Raw genomic sequence first — 17,677 nt, forward strand, 5'->3', positions numbered from 1 at the left:
TTTCCAAAACAGAAAGTTTGAAACCAAATGTTAAAGGAGCTTCTCCATAATAACGGCCCTCTCGGAGTAGCCCTTCTCGGCGTACCATCCCCTTGCCGGGTTGTTGGCGTCAACCCTGAGGGAGATTTTCCTGGCACCCTTCTTCCTCGCCCATTCCTCAGCTTTCTCCAAGAGGGCGCTCCCTATGCCTCTCCCCGGGATGAGGGTCTCGATGTCGTATATGTAAGCCGAGGGGACGAAGTCTACTGTATCCACTTTCAGGCAGATCCACACGTGGCCGAGGTAGCGCCCGTGGGGGTCCGCTGCGACGAAGAACTTGTGCTCGCCCGTTGAGAGGAGGCTTTTGATGACCTTTTCGTAGTTCTCCCTGTACTCTTCCTCACCAAGCTGAAAGCGGGAGAAAGAGCGGCTTATCTCCATGTCGTTCTTGAATATCTCCTCTATGTAGTCCTCCCCGTCGATGATGGTGAAGTTTTCGGCAGTCTGCTCAATCGGTGGCAGTTCCGAAGGGCTTTTCTTCGTTGAGAACACCCCTTACCGCCTCCTCGCGGGAGATCCTGACCCAGTGGTCGCCTTTCAAGTAGGTATAGCCCTTAGTGTAGGGTTCAAGCAGCCTGTAGATCTTCTCGCGAAACTCTTCGGGGATGGCATCAAAGCTCGAGTTCCTTCCGTCGAAGTGGAGCATTTCAACGTGCCAGTGGGGCTTCCCTTCGAGCGGGAACTCTGGGTTTCTCCGCTTTATGAGGTAAAGGGAGTGCTCAAGCTCCTCCTTGTCCAGCCGGGTTTTTCCTTCGCTTATGCGCTTGGCGAGGCCTTCAACGTGTTCTGGCTTGTATTTTATTATGGATGGGTCTATGCCGTTCGCGAGGAGGAACGTTAGGATTCCGTTGCACTTGAAGCACTTCCCGCAGGGGACGTAATCTTCTCCTTCCCTGTGGACTGAGTGGCAACTCCTCTGGAGCCTGAAGAGCTCCGGGTAACGGCTGTGAAGCACGCGCTCCACAATGAGGCCGGTTATGGGCCTGACGGCCGACCACTGTCTTATCCTGAGGCCCCTCTCCGCGAACCAGCGCGTCATGTATCTCTCAAAGTCCAGACTCTGGTCGTAGGTGGCGTAATAGTGGCGGATTCCCCTGTACTCGTAGGTTAAGCCCCTCGGGTCGTCGTATTCGTTGCCGAAGAGCACGTTTCCTATGTTATACTTGTAAGTAAGCGGGAGGAAGGCGAAGGAGTAGCCGGCGAAGAAGAACAGCCTTATGGGGTAGACCTCGGCCTTCGGTTTGCCCACGTTCTGGAGGATCCTCATGTTCTTTTCTATGAAGGTGTAGAGCCTGTCCGCGTTGCTCCAGACTCTCTTTGTCCTCGGCTCGTTCCTCTCGAACCAGCGGTAGGCCGGGATTGCCACCCTCCAGTGGCCGCCGGACTCGTTGTAAAAGAAGGGATAAACCTCGCAGCCGAGCTCCTTCATAATCCCATAGGTGAGGAGGCTCTCCTTGCCACCACTCAGCATGACTGCACACTTGGAATAATCCAGCTCGAAGTCGATAGGCTCCTCCTCAACGCTTTCAGGCAAAAGCCTGGCCATCGGCTCGGCCATCTCAGGAGTTACTTCCTTCGGGATGTACTCCTCCTTGACGAAGCCAGTTCTCTGGACTATCCTGTTGACGAAGATGTCGCGGGCGGTTACCTCCATCATGTCGCGGAAGAACTTGAGGTCCCTCGGGTCGAGGGAGAAGCCAAAGCGTATCTCGGGAGTGAAGAGGCCGTAGTTTATGGCGGGAATCATGCTCATCAGCTTCGCAAAGGTCTCCACCTTTGGAATTCTCTCGTGGTAGCGGTGGATTAGCTTGTAATCGAGCTCCTCCCCCTCGATGCCGAGGACGTATCTCGCCGAGATGCGCCTTGCTGAGACCTTTGGTCTCTCTATGAGGATGTAATCAAAGCACTTCAGCTCCGGCAGACTCACTCGCTCTCACCCCTGCGGGCTCTTTCGCTTTGCTCGCTATAAGCCGGGCTATATCCTCGACTCCCTGATAGAACGGGACGCGCGTCATGATTCCGGTCTCGCTCTCTATCCGCTCTGCCCATTCGAGGGCCTCCTCCTTCGTGAGGTTCTGGGTGTTTATAGTGATAGCTATCGGCGGTTTCCCGGAGAGGAGCTCTATCATCCTTATGTAGTTCTCAAGCGGCGGGATCCTGTACTGGGGGAAGTCGTCGAAGGTCAGTCTTCCCGGCGCATGCTGGAGGACGATGAAGTCGGGCCTGGCCGCGCCTATCAGCTCGAATCCGCCCGGGAATGCCGGGTGGAGGAGCGAGCCCTCGCCGTGGGTGACTATTACGTCCGGTCTCTCCTCAGCCCAGGCGCGGTAGAAGACGTCTTCTATTGCACCAGCAACGAAGTCGTTGACGATTGAATCCATGACTATGCAGTACTTGAAGCCCTGCATCCAGCCCGTCTGGCCCATCGCTATGAACTCGCTTTTAAGACCAAGGGCCTTAAACGCCTCGTGGAGCATTATCGCGGTGGTCCTCTTTCCTATGGCTGCATCTGTTCCGAGAACAGCTACTTTTGTCGCCTTAACGTCCTCTATCTTCCCTGTAAAGGGGACGCGGTAGTTGTAGAATATCTTTCTAACGTCGATTATCTCGACTCCCTTCTGCTTCGCGAGGCGTTTTAGGTATGGGTCGTCGCTGAGGAAGTGGTGGAGACCGTTGACGACTCCGAGGCCTGCCTTGATGGCCTTTGCAACTATCCTCTTGTAGCTCGAGGGGAGAACTCCTCCAGGAGTGGCGACGCCTATGATGAGCCACTTTGAATCCGGGTTCTCCCTGAGGGCTTCTTCGATGGTTCCGTATATGGGGATGCCCCTGTGTATCCCGTCGAGCACTTCCCCTGCGTCCCTTCCAGCTAAAGTTGAATCCACCAGGCCAACTATTTTATACTTCTTAGAGTACCGCACAAGCCCGTGCGCTGTTTTTCCATCCGTAGTAAGATAGCGCCCCTCCGTAAGCACTAGCGCTTTCTCCACCGTGGACACCTCCGGTTAACACCAGCACGAAGTTTCCTTTACTAATCCCAAACTTTCTTACGAACTTGATTAAACCAGCAACCGTTAAGGCCGAAGCCGGCAAAACAGAAAGACCAGTTGTAAAGCGAAGCAACTCAGCGCATCTCCGGGCAGTATCATCCGCGAAGCCGAAGACGTAGCCGTTGGACTCTTTTATAGCTTTCATTGCCTCATCGAGGTCGAAGGATATCTCCGAGACAAGGGGCTCGTTCACCGGCGTCTCCGCTATCTCCCTCCTTTGGTCGCCGTAGAACTCCCAGAGGAGCTGGTTGCCAAAGGCTGTGGTGACACCTATCATCCTTGGCTTGGCCTTTCCGCGGAAGCCGTGCCATATCCCAGCTAAAGTGGTGCCGTTTCCGACTGGAACGAAAACTGCATCGGGCTTCACTTCGCTCAGTATTGCCTCCGCTATCGAAGAATACCCAGCGTAATCCACCTCTGGACGGCTTCCGGGGTTTGCGTCGTAGATACCGTTTGCGAGGGCAAAGCGCCTGCTCTCGGCTACAACCTCTTCATAAGTCCCGGGCCAGGGAATCACCTCCGCGCCGAGGGCCTTCATCTCGCTGGCCCGTTCAAGGGTGTAGCCAGCGGGCACAAAAACGAAAGCCTTTAGACCATAGAGCCTGGCGTAGTAGGCTATGGCAACACCGTAGTTTCCACAGGTGCCCACAGTAATGGCAGAATAGCCTTCTTCAAGGGCCTTTTCCACGTGGGCCCTGGCGATCCTGTCTTTGTGCGTTCCTGTTGGGTTCCTGCCTTCGTAGTCTATGTAGATCCCCTCGATCCCCAGTGTCTCCTCGAGGAGAGGGGCCCTTATAAGGGAGCCCCCATCATCATCGGAGTTCTTCTCGGCATCCATTTCCGGCCACCGGATCACCAGTTTTTGCCCAAACGCGCTTATGCGACACTTTCTTTTTGTGTTACTAAATTTACCCTCCCCATTTTCTGAAGGGAAACCAATTGGAGTTCCTCAGTGGTATATAAATCTTTCTCCCCGGGGGGACCGTTATCCGTGCCTAACATTTGTCCCAGCCTCTAAAATCGTTAGGAAACCGATTATTGCCGCGAATTTGAGAAGAAAAGTTTTTAAACTCATTATACGCTCAATAAATGCCCCTCAGAGGGGGAGGTGGTCGGTATGTACTACCCGCCCAAGAAGAAGGTTCAGCCCGAGAAGGTTGAGGAAGAAGAGGAAGAGGAATTCGAGTCCTTCGACGTTGAGGAGGAATTCGAGGAAGAGGACTGGGATGAAGAGGACTGGGACGAGGAAGACTGGGACGAAGAGGATGAGGACTGGGACGAGGACTGGGAGGACGAAGACTGGGACGACGAGGACTGAACGTCCTTCCTCTTTTTAACCCACCCTTTTTGAACTTCTCTTCTCCAAGCTGGGGTGAAAATCTTGAGAGGCCGCCCGCAGAAGAGGAAGTTAGCGGCTCTTAAAGCCATGGAAAAGGGCCTGCAGATGAAAAAACGGTCTGACCCTAGAAAATGGTTCTACTCCTTCATTCCCTTTAAAGTCTCAACGGGCGGTGCCGCTCCCCTGATTCCTCTCCTCACGATGAACCTCGGCGGCGGCCCGACTGATGTTGGCGCTGTGAACGCGATAGGTAGCACCGCATCGATGCTTGGCGGCGTCTTCTGGGGTAAATTGAGTGACGGGCTCAACAGGAGGAAGATTTTTCTCCTGATAGGGTTTCTGGGCACCGCGATAGCTTCCATCCTTTTCGCCCTCGCGGAGAACGTCCGGCAGGTTATGGTGATAAACGCGGTCTACACCTTCTTCATCGCGGCGACGATACCTATCCCAATCCTCATAATAACCAAGGTCTTCCGCCTGGAAGACTGGGACTACGCCATAGGAAAGTTCAACGAGATAGGCGGCTGGGCATGGGTCGCGGGCATGGTTCTTGGCCTTGCAATGGCCCGGTTCCTGGATTTGAGGGGGATATTCGTGATCCTCGGCATTGTTGGGTTGTTATCCCTTCCGTGGGGTGCTAAAACAATACGGGAAGTTCCCCTCCACGTTGACAGGAGGATTCTCGGAATATACCCCGGCTACGTCGTCGAAAAGTTCAGGTATCTGCCGAACATGATAATCCACCTCCCGAGGTTCTCCACGGGGGGCTTTGGAAATCTCTATCTCTCAACGGTCCTCTTCTGGGTCGGGGCAATGCTTTACTTCACCCAGTTTCCGGTTCTCCTGAAGAGCAGGGGGCTGGGCGCGACGGAGCTTTACATCATGAACATTGCCAACTCCGCCATTTCAGCCTACATGTACACCCGCGTTGGGCTGAAAATCAGGGAGAGCGGTGGCTACGGGGCACTCAAGATGGGTTTGGCTCTGAGGGGGGTTGCGTTCCTATTGCTGGCGGTCTCCACCTTTATGGAGAGAAGCGTTTTCTTTGCTCTGGCATTCCTCTCCTACTTCATAGCCGGCTACACCTGGTCGTACATAAGCATTTCGACCTCCTCGATAATCTCCCACAGGGCGCCGCCGGAGAAGCGCGGTTCTTTAATAGGAACTTACAACCTCGTAAGCTCTCTGGGGGCCATAATCGGCAACCTGATGAGCGGATTCGTGGTTGAAGCGCTGGGCTTTCTCTCCGACTTTTTGCTCGCCTCATCGCTGATATTCCTGTCGCTGGTTCCAATCATCCGCGAACGTTAAAAGCTACCGCGTTAAGCTTATCCGGTGGTACCCATGTTCCAGCTGAAAACCCGGATCATAGAGGGAGAGGGGAGTTTGAAAGCCCTCTCGAGGGAAGTCAAGGGCTACGAGCGCGTTCTTATACTTTCATCGAGCTCAATGAAGAGGCACGGCTTCCTGGGTGAGGCCGAGGACTACGTGAGGGAAGCCGGTGCCGAGGTCTTCTCCGTTACAGACCTCCCCGCTGAGCCGGGCGTCGAGACGGTTGAAGAGCTACTCCCCAAGTTGAGGGAAGAGTTCCAGCCCGATTTACTGGTTGCCCTCGGCGGTGGGAGCGTCATCGACACGGCTAAAGCTTTGAAGGTCTTCTACGATGCCCCCGAGGTGAAGTTTGAGGAGATTGCCTTCATCGACCGCTTTTCAAGGCCTAAACCCATTCCTAAGTTGAAAACACCGCTCATCGCGATACCCTCAACGAGCGGCGCCGGGAGTGAAGTTTCGGCTTCGAGCGTGCTGAAGAAGGGAGAGGTCAAATACAACATCGTCAGCCTCGAAATAGCCCCAGACGTGGCCATCCTCGACCCCAGGCTTCCGAGAACCATGCCCGGGGAAGTTGCCAGGAACTCTGGCCTCGATGTTCTCGTCCACGGTATAGAGGCCTACACGACGAAGGCCGCAAGCCCATTCAGCGACACGATGGCGATAAATGCCATAAAGACCGTCTACAGGTGGCTCCCGCTCTCGGTAAAAGGCGACGAAGAAGCCAGGGCAAGAGTTCACTACGCGGCCACAATGGCTGGAATAGCGTTCCTGAACGCGCGCCTCGGGCTCTGCCATGCGATGAGCCACAAGGCGGCATGGATAGGGCCCCATGGCCTTCTGAACGCAATATTCATCCCCTACGTGATGGAGTTCAACGCCGAGAGAAGCGAGTACGCGAGGAGACGCTATGCTGAGATAGCGAGAGAGCTTGGCTTCAATACGGCCAAAGACCTCATTGAGGTCGTTAAGGAGCTCAACGAGATGCTGAAGGTTCCAAGGCTGAGCGAGCTCGTGGATGAGGAGACCTTCGTCTCAAAGGTGGAAGAAATGGCAAATAAAGCCTACCGCGATGGGCTAATCCCCTTCAACCCCGTGGAGCCGAAGCCTGAGGAGATAAGGGAGCTCTATCTGAGGGCTTTTTACGGGAGGTGAGCTTGTTGGACTTTTTTTAAGTTTTTGCAAAAACTGCAAACCTTTCGATGACCAAAACGTCGAGCCCGGCTTTTCTGAAGGTTCTAAGCGCGTCTTCAGGGGAGCAAACTATCGGCTCACCGTGCATGTTGAAGCTCGTGTTCAGCACCGCCCCAAGGCCGGTCCTCTCCTCGAATTCCTTGATTGCGCGGTAGTAGAGGGGGTTGATTTCTCCCCTAACTGCCTGGGGCCTCGTTGTCCCGTCGACGTGGACAACGGCGGGAGCTTCTGCCCTAAAGGCTTCGCTAGCTGTGTAGCTCATGGTCATGAACTCGTTCGGGGCCCCGTTTAGGTCTTCAAGGTATTCATGGGCCTTTTCCCAGAGCATCGACGGCGCAAAGGGCTGGAAGACGTCCCTCTTCAGGGCAACGTTGAGCCTTTCCTTAACGCCCTCGTCCCCCGGGTCGGCTAAAATCGAGCGGTTTCCCAGAGCTCTCGGCCCGAACTCCATTCTGCCCTGGAAGAGACCAACCAGCTTTCCTTCTTCTAGGGCGTCCGCAAGGAAGGACGGAACGTCAACTTCCTCGTATTCAACCCCTTCGCTTCTTAAGAAGCCCTCAACGTAATCCTGCCCATATTCCGGGCCAAGATAGACGTGCTCGAGCTTGAAAGGCCTCCACTTTCCGTCGAGCCTCTCCATCTGGGCCTTAACGAAAACCGCCGCCCCGAAGGCCAATCCACTGTCGTCCATGGCCGGGAAGACCCACAGATTATCGTCGCCAAAAATGTGCCTCAGGATTGCGTTGGCCTTGACGTTCTGGGCAACTCCGCCCGCGTAGGCCACGGGGAGGGTGTAGCCCCTCAGTTCGAGGCCAAGCTCCTCTACAAGCTTCTCAAGGTGGGCCTGCGCACTGGCGGCTATCTCGATAGCTTTTTTCTGGAGTTCACCATCGAGTTCACCCTTCTTCATTCTGAGGGCGATTTCCTTGGCGTGCTCCAGCGGGAACCTGAAGAGCTCGGCAAGCCTTTTCGTCGCCTCAACACCCACAATCCCAAGGTGGTTTTCGAAAGTTAAACCGTTCAGCTCGATTATTGAGCTTAAATCGTAGGCCGGCCTCCCGTACGCGGCCAGGCTCATCACTTTTCCCTCGTGCATCATCGGGGTGAATCCCAAAAGCTCTGTGACCGATGAGTAGAAGTCGCCGAGGGAGTCAACGTAGGTGCTCTGGGCTATCCTTACCATCTCGCCCCCTCTGGCTATGTAGACAGAAGAGCTCAGCCCATCGCCTGCTGCATCTATGCTAACAGCTAAGGCATCCCTCCAGCCGCTCGTGTAGTAGGCTGAGGCAGAGTGGGCCAGGTGGTGCTCAACGAAGAGGACCTTCCTCTTAAACTCCGGCCCGAAGAGACTTTTGAGGTTTGCCTCAAGCTCTTTAAGGCGGGAGAGCTTCCTGAAAATCCCGGCAACGGCTATGACATCAACGTCTTCCGGCCCTGCCCCGGCCATCTCAAGGACTTTCCTCAGGCTAAGCCCGGGAAAGCCCCTGTATTTCTTTATCCTGTTCAGGCGCTCCTCGTTCACCGCGAAAATCCTCTCGCCGTCAATGAGGGCAACTCCAGCATCATGGCCATCGTGTATTCCGAGTATCATGGGGAGACCCTCCGGAGTAAGGAAAAGAAAAATCAGTAAGTCCTTGCAAAGCGGGCTATGAACTTTGCCTCTCTGCCGCAGACAGGGCACTTCTTCCCTTCCGGTGCCCTGGCGTTCTCCTCCGGGTAGGGGATGCCGAGCATCTTGGCGTCGAGCTCTTCCTCCATCTTCAGGCCGCACTCTTCGCTACCGCACCAGGGAATCTCCACGATTCCGCGCCTGTCCTCGAAAACGGCCTTTGCCTCCTCGATTGTGTCAACGCGCTTGATGTGGCTCTCGAGGAACTCCCTGGCGCGGTTGTAGAGGTTCTCCATTATCTCGTCGAAGGTTCTCCTGACGGCCTCGACGACCTTAGCCCTCTCAACGACCTCCTTCGTGAGGGTGTCGCGCCTTGCTATCACGGCCTTTTTGCCCTCAACGTCCTTCGGGCCGACCTCTATCCTCACCGGAACGCCCTTCAGCTCCCAGTCGTAGTATTTCCTGCCGGGCCTTATGTCCCTCTCGTCAACCTGAACGCGGATTCCGGCGGTTCTGAGTTCTTCAGCTATCTCCCTTGCGTAGGCGAAGACGTCTGCGTCTGCCTCCTTCATTGGGATCGGAATTATGACCACCTGTATCGGCGCTATCGTCGGCGGGAGAACCATGCCGCTGTCGTCGCCGTGTATGCCTATAACAGCGGCTAAGAGCCTCTCGCTCATTCCGAAGGTCGTCTGGTGGACGTACTCGTGCTCTCCACTCTCGGTCTCGTACTGGATGTTGTAGGCCTTCGCGAAGTTCTGCCTGTAGTTGTGCATCGTGCCTATTTGAAGCGTCCTCCCGTCGGGCATCATGACCTCTGCTCCAAGGGAGTAGTAAGCTCCCGGGAACTTGTCCCACTCCGGCCTCTTTGAGACGATGTAAGGTAACGCGAGGAACTTTGCGAGCCTGTCGAATATCTCGAGGTCTTCCCTTATCTGCCTCTCTGCTTCTTCATAGCTGTCGTGGGCAGTGTGGGCTTCAAAAAACCTGCTTATCTCCCTGACGCGGATGAGGGGCCTCGTGTGCTTGGTCTCGTACCGGTAAACGTTAACTATCTGGTAGATTTTGAGGGGCAGGTCGGCGTGCGACCTTATCCAGAGTGAAAACATCGAATACATTGCCGTCTCGCTCGTTGGCCTGAGGATTAGCTTAACGTCCAGCGGGTCGTGGCCGGCATGTGTGACCCAGAAGACCTCTTCCTCAAAGCCGGCTATGTGCTCCGCCTCCTTCTGGAACTCGGTTTCGGGGATGAGAGCGGGGAAGAGTACCTCTTCGTGGCCGGTTCTTTCCATCTCGGAGTGGATGAACTTCTCTATGTTGCGCATGATCTTGAGGCCGTAGGGAAGCCAGATGTTCATTCCCTTGACCGGGTAACGCTTGTCCTGGATTCCGGCGGTTTCTATAAGCTCGTTGTACCATTCGCTGAAGTTCTCGCTCCACTTTTCACGCCTCACTTTTTCCATTGGCACCACCTGGGGCAGAGATAGGAAAGCCCCTTTTAAGGTTTCAGGTTTAAGGGAAAATGAAAGCCTCAGAACTTCAGAACCCTGGCAAGGACTATAAGCGGATCCCAGACCGGGGCGAAGGGCGGCGCATAGGCGAGGTCGGTGAAGAATGCATCCCTTGTAGTGAAGCCCGCCTGAAGCATCGCCGCGGCCGTGTCTATCCTGGGCAGTATTTCGGCACCAACGGCCTGAACTCCGAGCAGTTTGTTGGTCTCGTTGTCAACGACACCTTTCAACCATATTTCCCTGGCTCCCGGGTAGTAGTGGGGCTTCGTCTCAGCCTTTACGAAGGCAGTTCTGACGTCGTAGCCTTCCTTAATTGCTTCGTCCTCTGTGAGGCCTGTCTTGCCTATCTCAAGGTCGAGGAACTTGGTTATGCTCGTTCCAAGCACACCGGGGAAGGTTATATCCTCCCCCGCTATGTTGCTTCCGGCCACGTAACCCATCTTGTTTCCTGCCGGGGCCAGCGGAACCCACACGCGCTTGCCCGTGATGATGTGCTTTGTCTCCGCAACGTCTCCGGCCGCGTAAACGTTCTCGACGCTCGTCTGCATCCTCTCGTTCGTCCATATCGCGCCGGTCTCGCCTATCTTAACTCCCAGTTCCCTTGCCAGTTCGGTGTTCGGCTCTATCCCTGTGGCAACCACGATGAGGTCAGCTTTATACTCTCCGGCATCGGTGATGACCTTCTCGACCCTCCCATCGCCCTCGAAGCGCAAGATGAGTTCCTTGAGGCGGAGGTTGAGGCTGGCCCTGAGCTTCTCCTCTACTATGTCTGTAATCTCCTTGTCGAAGCTCTTCCTGAGGATCCTCTCGCTCCTGCCGATGAGGGTCACGTTTTTACCCCTCGAAACGAAGGCCTCGGCCATCTCAAGGGCTATGTAGCCTGTTCCAATGACGACAACATCTCTGACGTCGTGCTTTTCCATGTACCCGGTTATTGCAACTGCATCCGGAGGCAGGTCGGCGGTGAAGACCCCCGGCAGGTCTATCCCCTCTATTGCCGGAACCTGGGGCGAGGCGCCGTTGGCGAAGACAAGGTAGTCCCAATCGTAGGTGTGCTCCCCTCCCTGCTCTCTCACGCGGACTCTCCCCTGCTCCACCTCGATGACCTCTGCTCTCATGTGAAGGTCAATGCCGCGCTCCTTGATGAAGACCTCTGGAGGGTAATGCATGAGCTTTTCCTTCGGTGAAATTCCCTCGACGACGTAGGGGATGCCGCAGGGGGCGTGGCTTACCCACTCGGTGGCTTCAAAGACCTTGACGTCCCACCCGGGCTTGAGCCTTTTAACTCGAGAGGCGGCGCTCATTCCAGCCGCGCCACCGCCTATTATGACCACCGTTCTCTTCATTCCGGATCACCACAAAAGGTTCAAAACCAGGGGTTAAAAATTTGCCTTACCCTCATCCCGGATTACCACAAACCTTTTTATTTCCTTCCACATACCACCCTGGCTGGCGAGGTGGTGAAAATGAAGTTCTGTCCGAAGTGCGGGAACCTCATGCTCCCAGACAGAAGGAGAAAAGTATGGGTCTGCCGTGTGTGCGGCCATGAGGAGCCATTTGAAGAGGAAAAGGACAGGGAAAAGACCAGGATTACCCAGAAGGTCGAGCACAAACCCAACGAGGAAATCGTTGTTATCGAGCAGGACGTTAAGACCCTGCCAACCACCAAGGTTACCTGCCCCAAGTGCGGCAACGATACAGCATACTGGTGGGAGCTCCAGACGAGAGCTGGCGACGAGCCAAGTACAATATTCTATAAGTGTACCAGGTGCGGCCACGTATGGAGGTCTTACGAGTGAAGGACGTTAAAAGTGAAGTCCTTTTAAAGCTTGCAAAAAAGGCGTTGGAAGAACTGGATGAGGCCTACCTTAGAGTACCAAATCTGGATAACGGAAAAGCTTATTTATTCAGGGGGAAAGAGAGGGTTAGGCTGATGCTCAGAATCCTGGAGTCTGTGGACAGGGGGGATGAAGATGCCGTTCGAGATAGTTTTTGACGGTGCTAAAGAGTTTGCAGACCTTATAGCCACTGCCAGCAACCTGATTGACGAGGCAGCTTTCAAGGTGACTGAGGAAGGTATAAGCATGCGTGCCATGGATCCCAGCAGAGTGGTTCTGGTAGACCTTCATCTGCCGGCCAGCATTTTCTCCAAGTACGAGGTCGAGGAGCCCGAAACCATAGGCATAAACATGGACCACTTCAAGAAGGTCCTCAGGAGAGGGAAGAGCAAAGACGCCCTCATACTCAGGAAGGGCGATGAAAACTTCTTGGAGATAACCTTTGAGGGAACCGCAAAAAGAACCTTCCGCCTCCCCCTCATAGACGTTGAAGAACTCGAGCTTGACCTTCCAGAGCTGCCCTTCACCGCTAAAGTCGTTCTCCTTGGCGAAGTCTTAAAGGAAGCCATAAAGGACGCCTCCCTCGTCAGCGATGCTATGAAGTTCATAGCTAAGGAGAGCGAATTCATTATGAAGGCTGAGGGGGAGACCAACGAGGTTGAGATAAAGCTCACCCTCGAGGATGAAGGCTTGCTTGACTTGGAAGTCCAGGAAGAAACCACGAGCGCCTATGGAATAAGCTATCTGGCGGACATGGTCAAGGGCATCGGAAAAGCCGAGGAGGTCACGCTGAGGTTCGGCAACGAGATGCCCCTCCAGATGGATTATTCCATCAGGGACGAAGGAAAGCTTACATTCCTCCTTGCCCCGCGCGTGGGAGAGTGACTTCTAAACTCTAACTTTTTTTGGTGGTCGAAGATGGACATCATTAAACTCAGGGAGATGCTTGAGGAGGAGCTTTCAAAACCAGAACTCGTTGGAATCGACGAATCTTTTTACGTTGACTTCGACAGCCTGATAAAGGCCCTTCACCTGGGGGCCGAGAGCTCCCGGGAGCGGGGAGAAAACCTGGAAGAGGCCATATACCTTGAGCAGCTTAAGATAGCTGAGGAATTGATGAGGGAAATAATACGGCTGAGACTTCACAAGCTCGTTGATGCGGTCTTTTCTGGAAGTTTTAGCCCCGGTGAGCTGGTTGAGGAGGAGAGGAAACTATTCCTGGTTCTGAAAGCCTTTGTTGAGAGGAAGGAATTTGGAAAAGGTGTCCAGCCCCAGAAGCAGGTGGAAGAGGAGGAAAAAGAAGCTAACCTGGGCTTGGAAGTGGTCAGCAGGAAAGGCTCTCAAGGGGCGAGAATTCGCACCGCTTACATAGTCTCCGCTGACCTGCCCTCAATCCTGGACGAAAATCTCAGAGAGCACGGGCCAGTAACTGCTGGCGACCTCGTGGTACTTCCCGAGAGCATTGGCGAGGTTCTCGTTAAAAGGGGCGTCGCTAAAAGAGTCACAATTCTTTGAAGAGAAAAGAAAGAAAAGGTTCAGCCGAACCTCTCCAGGAACGTCTGAAGCACTTTATTGGCCTTGTTCTCATAGGTGTAGGCAAGCTTCATGTAGTACGCTGCCCTGTCTGGATCGACGTTTAATAGGCTCTGTGCTTCTTCGTAGTAGTAGACTGCCCTGTTGTGGTATTTGCCCGCGAGGTTGAGGATCATGGTCCTGGTTGGCTCAGGAATTGCCGACTGGACGAGTGCGGTGAGGTTCTCGTATAACTGGATCTCCTCGTTGTACAGGTTCTTCCAGTACTGGTACCTGGACATGGTATCTATCTGGCCAAGGGTGAACGTCTTCTCGGCGTCCTCGTAGTTCGGGTTTATGACCCTTATCCTGAGGGTGTCCTGAGGTCCGCGCGGTATGTAATAGAACTCCAGGATTCCGTTGTTGGTGTAGTAAATCTCACCGTTAACTATGACCGTGCTCTCTCCGATGATTGGTGTCATGTTCTGGGCATCGAGGAGGAGCACCCTGATCTTGGTTGGCTCGCCGGGAATTACCTCTCCTTCAGCGTAGGCAATCACGACCATCTTCGGCAGTCCGACCTGGACTATAACAGGAGCGTAATCGAGTACTTCGCCGGTTGAGCTGTCCTTGACACCAATCACACCGAGGTATGTTCCGCTCTCGTTGACGTTGATTCTGACCGAGGCGTACGTGATACTGTTGTTGACTATCGGGGCAGTGCTCGGACTTACTTTGATGTCACCGTTGTCCCTGAGGATCTGGTAGTAGAAGACGTAGTGGATCGGGTTGTAGCCAGCGGTGTCGTAGCCATAAACCGCTATGAGGTAGTATCCCGGCTCTGGCATGAACTTTTCGAAGACCTCGTCGCTGGCCGGGCCGATCTGGTCTGTGTACTCTATGTAGTTGGTGAAGTTCTTAAGGTCATCATAGGTCGGGAAGTAGTACACGTAGAGGTCAAGATCAGCGTTCGGGTCCTCTGGCTGGGTTATACCGACGCGGAGGTAGTAGTCGCTTTCTGTGATTGGTATGACACCTATGACGTCGAATTTATCCTGGCTGACGTTCCTTACCATGCCATAGACCTGGTCGAGCCTGCCCATACCGAGTCCGTAGAGCTCCGCCTGGAAGGTTCCGTAGTTGGTGTTCTTAACCTTGATTGCAGAGCGAATAACTCCGGGGGAGTCTGTATCGATTACCATCCTCTCGGGCTGTATGGTCACTCCAACGGTTTCGACGCTTATGGTGTAGTGGGACTCGTTGTAGCCGGTTCTGGCCTTTGCGTAAGTGCTGGTGTAGGCCGTTATCTCCCAGGTTCCAGGTTCTGGGTTCTCGATAACCCAGGTGTACTCCGGCAGGCCAGGGCCAACGAAGTAGTAGCCCGGAACGTAGCTCGCTACAACTGCACCCTTTGGTCTCGCTATCATGAGGGTTGTCCTGCCCATGGCAGTTCCGTTCTCGTCGAGCGGTACACTCAGGGTAACGCGGAGCTCCTTGGTTCCGGGGGCGACCTGGTAGAAGTAGTGCTTGGCAGCACCTGACAGAGCGGTGTCACTGAGTGAGGCCTTGTTCTGTCCGCCCATGTTCATCGGCAGGTCGACTATGACCGGGATGAAGTCGTCGATGTAGCTGGTCTCGGGGTCGTCGATGTAAACGAAGCCAACGTAGAGGTGACCGGGCTGGAGCCTGGAGTAGTCTATCTGGATTGAGAAGCTTCCGAAGGTTTCTCCTCCGGCTATTACGGTGTCAGCGTTGGGAATGATCCAATCGTCACTTGTGCTTATGCGGTAGGCCTTCTCTGCTACACTCGGGATGAATCCATAGCCGTTCTCGTATTCCATCGGGTAGAAGTAGAGTGGAACTCCGGCCGGGAACTCGTTCCTAATGTAGACACCGCGGTAGAGGTAGGGTAGGCCGTAGAGACCGTAGAAGTAGCTGTTGTACTCGATGTAATACGGGCTTACGGGTATCTCCTTCTCCCCGAGGGCGTTCTTGAAGCCTGTGAAGGTGGTTCCGCCGTAGATGTATGTGGTCTTCTCCTCGCTGAGGTTCTGGAGGACGGCTATTGCACCGTCGACCTGTATCAGTCCGAAGCCCTGGTCGACCGGGGTGGCCTCCTGGACTGGAACTGCACTCATCTCAAGGGCGCGCTTTATCATTATCGGGTTATAAGGCAGGTTGTGCCGCTTGGCGTAGCTTATCATGAGCGCCACTGCACCGCTGACGTGGGGAGTTGCCATTGAAGTTCCGTCCCATATTCCATAATATTCGTATGGATCCTGCTCAACTACGGTGTTCCAGAGCGGGAGGCTCGAGAATATCATCTCGCCCGGTGCTATGACGTCCGGGTCAAGGAGACCGTCCATCCTCGGGCCCCTGCTGGAGAAGCTCGCCACGGTGTCGGCAACGCCGTCGATCTTGTAGAAGCGTTTCCAGCGCTCGCTTGAGCGGAACGCTCCAACGGTTATGACGAGGTCGCTGTCACCTGGGGCATGGACGGTGTTGGTGGTTGGCCCATCGTTTCCAGCTGCAATGGCGAAGGTGACGCCAAAGAGGTCTGTTATCATGTTAGCGTAGAATATTTCTGGGCTCTCCAGACCGTCGTTTATCTCCCCGCCTCCGCCGAGGGACATGCTTATGACGTCGGCACCTTTCAGAGCGGCGTAGAACATTCCATTGATTATCCAGCTCGTCCTTCCAAAGCCCTGCTCCCCTGGGAGAACCTTAACCTCAATGAGCTGCGCGTTTGGTGCCATTCCATAGACATCTGAGAACACAGGATCGTCCGGAAGGCCAACGCCAGCGACTGTACCGCTGACGTGCGTTCCGTGGCCGTGGGCGTCCCACATGAACATAGCGTAGCCGATTCCCGGCCCGTAGGGTATCGTAATGAGCGGGTTCTCATCGTTGCTCATATCTCCTATGTGAATCCTGGCCAGAGCTATGTTAACCATGGTGGTGTTCACGGTAACGTAGTCCCCGGTGATGTCGTAGAGTGTCATTGGCTGGTCGTCGGTGAAGTCGTTGTTGAGGTTGAGGTCTATGTAGGCAACGAAGTTGCCGTCCTGGTTGACAACGAGAACAGGGTAAACGTCGCTGAGGTCACCGAAGAGCCCGAAGTTGTAGGGATCGTAGGGCTTACCATTGAAGTTGTTGAGGTCAAAGTACCTCTCTGGGAGGAGGCCGAGGTAGTACTCGCTTCCGGCTATGCTGCCAACGTAGTAGGAGGTCATGTTATACTCTGTCATACTTGGGTGGCCGTAGTAATCAGCGTAGGCTCCCCAGTAAACTGGAACCGTCATGTTGACGACTATGGTGCCGTTTATTGTTTTGTTAGCAGCGTAATAGAGCTGGGCTATTCCCTCGTCGCTGGCGTCATAGATGTCAACTATCTTCCTCCTGCCGTCGAGGGTCTGCTGAAGGAACGGGTGGCCAACGTCAATGCCCGTGTCGAGAACAGCTACCGTAACGTTCTCACCAAAGACTCCGTAGTTCATCCATGCGTCATAGGCGCGGGTGGTGAAGATGCTGAGGAACATGTCGGGCATCTGCGGGGCTTCCTTGGGGGGTAGGGTCTCAGGCTCCTTGACCGGCTCCGGAAGCTTGACCATCTCGTCCTTCCAGATGCCGATTATTCCGCTGATTCCCTTGAGCTTTGCCAGGTTCTCCCTGGGTATGGTGGCAACTATGAACTGGTATTCGGGCTTGCTTATCGGGTCAATCTCGCCGATCTTTGCTATCTCGTTGTAAACTTCCATTGCTTTGCTTTTGCTCGGCGCTATGATGAGCCTTACCTCTTTCTCCCCCCCGCTGAGGAACTTCTCGATCTGCTCCTCGACGGGCATTATCTTATTACTTGGCTCGTTGGTTTGAGTGCCCATCTCTGCGGACACTGCCGGCGCTGTGGTCACTGGAACAACGGCCAGGACCATAATCAAAACAATCAAGACGCTTAGGGTCTTTCTGTCCATAGTTCAGGACACCTCCATGCACTTGTGTGCAGTAATGTATCGGCACTGAGATTATTAAAACTTTTTCCCGGGGATGCTCCGTAATAAGGGTTGCCAGTGGAATCCCATTTTTGGGCTCTTTGTAAAATGTTGTGTCCACTAAAGATCTAAAAAGAGCACTGAGGGACGCCAACAACAAAGGGGTATCTTAGATACACTGATGCATGGAAAAGGGGCCTTGAAGTTGGAATTCTCAAAATTTCTCCGAATTTGTCCGGTGGGGCTTAAAAAGCTTTTTCTCACTGG

15 protein-coding genes are annotated in these 17,677 nt (G+C 54.3%); 7 read left to right on the plus strand and 8 right to left on the minus strand.

What is annotated here, in order from left to right; translation table 11 throughout:
* Positions 1 to 30: 30 nt before the first annotated feature.
* The 4 genes from ACZ47M_RS03590 to ACZ47M_RS03605 are packed head-to-tail and all read right to left on the minus strand — an operon-like array spanning position 31 to position 3,927.
* Positions 31 to 531, minus strand: a complete 501-nt coding sequence (locus tag ACZ47M_RS03590; protein ID WP_315340155.1) for a GNAT family N-acetyltransferase — start codon at positions 529 to 531, stop codon at positions 31 to 33.
* The gene (locus ACZ47M_RS03595; protein WP_315340157.1) at positions 488 to 1,966 is read right to left on the minus strand and encodes a hypothetical protein; all 1,479 of its coding nucleotides are present in this window, start codon (positions 1,964 to 1,966) and stop codon (positions 488 to 490) included. The genes ACZ47M_RS03590 and ACZ47M_RS03595 overlap by 44 nt, the downstream gene beginning before the upstream one ends.
* Positions 1,938 to 3,029: a DUF1611 domain-containing protein gene (locus ACZ47M_RS03600; protein ID WP_315340159.1), complete on the minus strand. Its 1,092-nt coding sequence runs from the start codon at positions 3,027 to 3,029 to the stop codon at positions 1,938 to 1,940. Before ACZ47M_RS03600 ends, ACZ47M_RS03595 begins: the two co-directional genes overlap by 29 nt.
* Entirely contained in the window at positions 2,947 to 3,927 is a 981-nt protein-coding gene (locus tag ACZ47M_RS03605; protein ID WP_315340160.1) for a pyridoxal-phosphate dependent enzyme, read from the minus strand. Before ACZ47M_RS03605 ends, ACZ47M_RS03600 begins: the two co-directional genes overlap by 83 nt.
* A gap of 279 nt (positions 3,928 to 4,206) precedes the next feature.
* Between ACZ47M_RS03605 and ACZ47M_RS03610 the strand changes: the two genes are divergently transcribed.
* From ACZ47M_RS03610 to ACZ47M_RS03620, 3 genes are read left to right on the plus strand one after another with little or no spacing between them, the layout of a single operon-like run.
* On the plus strand, positions 4,207 to 4,407 hold the full coding sequence (locus tag ACZ47M_RS03610) for a hypothetical protein (protein WP_464883406.1): 201 nt from the start codon (positions 4,207 to 4,209) through the stop codon (positions 4,405 to 4,407).
* Positions 4,408 to 4,461: 54 nt separating this feature from the next.
* Positions 4,462 to 5,739, plus strand: a complete 1,278-nt coding sequence (locus tag ACZ47M_RS03615) for an MFS transporter (protein WP_315340165.1) — start codon at positions 4,462 to 4,464, stop codon at positions 5,737 to 5,739.
* Between the two features lie 33 nt (positions 5,740 to 5,772).
* Positions 5,773 to 6,912: an iron-containing alcohol dehydrogenase gene (locus ACZ47M_RS03620; RefSeq protein WP_315340969.1), complete on the plus strand. Its 1,140-nt coding sequence runs from the start codon at positions 5,773 to 5,775 to the stop codon at positions 6,910 to 6,912.
* Between the two features lie 16 nt (positions 6,913 to 6,928).
* Here the strand turns inward: ACZ47M_RS03620 and ACZ47M_RS03625 are convergent, their stop codons facing one another.
* The 3 genes from ACZ47M_RS03625 to cdr all read right to left on the minus strand — a co-directional run bounded on the left by ACZ47M_RS03625 (position 6,929) and on the right by cdr (position 11,417).
* Positions 6,929 to 8,542, minus strand: a complete 1,614-nt coding sequence (locus ACZ47M_RS03625; RefSeq protein WP_315340168.1) for a carbamoyltransferase family protein — start codon at positions 8,540 to 8,542, stop codon at positions 6,929 to 6,931.
* 32 nt (positions 8,543 to 8,574) lie between these two features.
* Positions 8,575 to 10,023 carry a proline--tRNA ligase gene (gene proS / locus ACZ47M_RS03630; protein ID WP_315340972.1) on the minus strand — a complete coding sequence of 483 codons (1,449 nt, stop codon included), beginning with the start codon at positions 10,021 to 10,023 and terminating at the stop codon, positions 8,575 to 8,577.
* Positions 10,024 to 10,091: 68 nt separating this feature from the next.
* Positions 10,092 to 11,417 carry a CoA-disulfide reductase gene (gene cdr, locus ACZ47M_RS03635; RefSeq protein WP_315340170.1) on the minus strand — a complete coding sequence of 442 codons (1,326 nt, stop codon included), beginning with the start codon at positions 11,415 to 11,417 and terminating at the stop codon, positions 10,092 to 10,094.
* 120 nt (positions 11,418 to 11,537) lie between these two features.
* Between cdr and ACZ47M_RS03640 the strand changes: the two genes are divergently transcribed.
* Genes ACZ47M_RS03640 through ACZ47M_RS03655 form a run of 4 tightly spaced genes read left to right on the plus strand, consistent with a single transcriptional unit; the run spans position 11,538 to position 13,424 of the window.
* Positions 11,538 to 11,870 (plus strand): transcription factor S, encoded by a 333-nt coding sequence (locus tag ACZ47M_RS03640; RefSeq protein WP_315340975.1) that lies wholly within the window; start codon positions 11,538 to 11,540, stop codon positions 11,868 to 11,870.
* Positions 11,852 to 12,067: a hypothetical protein gene (locus ACZ47M_RS03645; protein ID WP_315340172.1), complete on the plus strand. Its 216-nt coding sequence runs from the start codon at positions 11,852 to 11,854 to the stop codon at positions 12,065 to 12,067. The genes ACZ47M_RS03640 and ACZ47M_RS03645 overlap by 19 nt, the downstream gene beginning before the upstream one ends.
* Complete coding sequence (locus ACZ47M_RS03650) at positions 12,045 to 12,794, plus strand: DNA polymerase sliding clamp (RefSeq protein ID WP_315340978.1); 750 nt, start codon at positions 12,045 to 12,047, stop codon at positions 12,792 to 12,794. The genes ACZ47M_RS03645 and ACZ47M_RS03650 overlap by 23 nt, the downstream gene beginning before the upstream one ends.
* A 33-nt stretch (positions 12,795 to 12,827) precedes the next feature.
* Positions 12,828 to 13,424, plus strand: coding sequence for a DNA replication complex subunit Gins51 (locus tag ACZ47M_RS03655; RefSeq protein WP_315340175.1), 597 nt, complete (start codon positions 12,828 to 12,830; stop codon positions 13,422 to 13,424).
* A gap of 20 nt (positions 13,425 to 13,444) precedes the next feature.
* On the opposite strand, the gene ACZ47M_RS03660 is transcribed toward ACZ47M_RS03655, so the two are convergent.
* Positions 13,445 to 17,392: a S8 family peptidase gene (locus ACZ47M_RS03660; RefSeq protein ID WP_315340178.1), complete on the minus strand. Its 3,948-nt coding sequence runs from the start codon at positions 17,390 to 17,392 to the stop codon at positions 13,445 to 13,447.
* Between the last annotated feature and the right edge of the window lie 285 nt (positions 17,393 to 17,677).

Source organism: Thermococcus waiotapuensis (assembly GCF_055384795.1).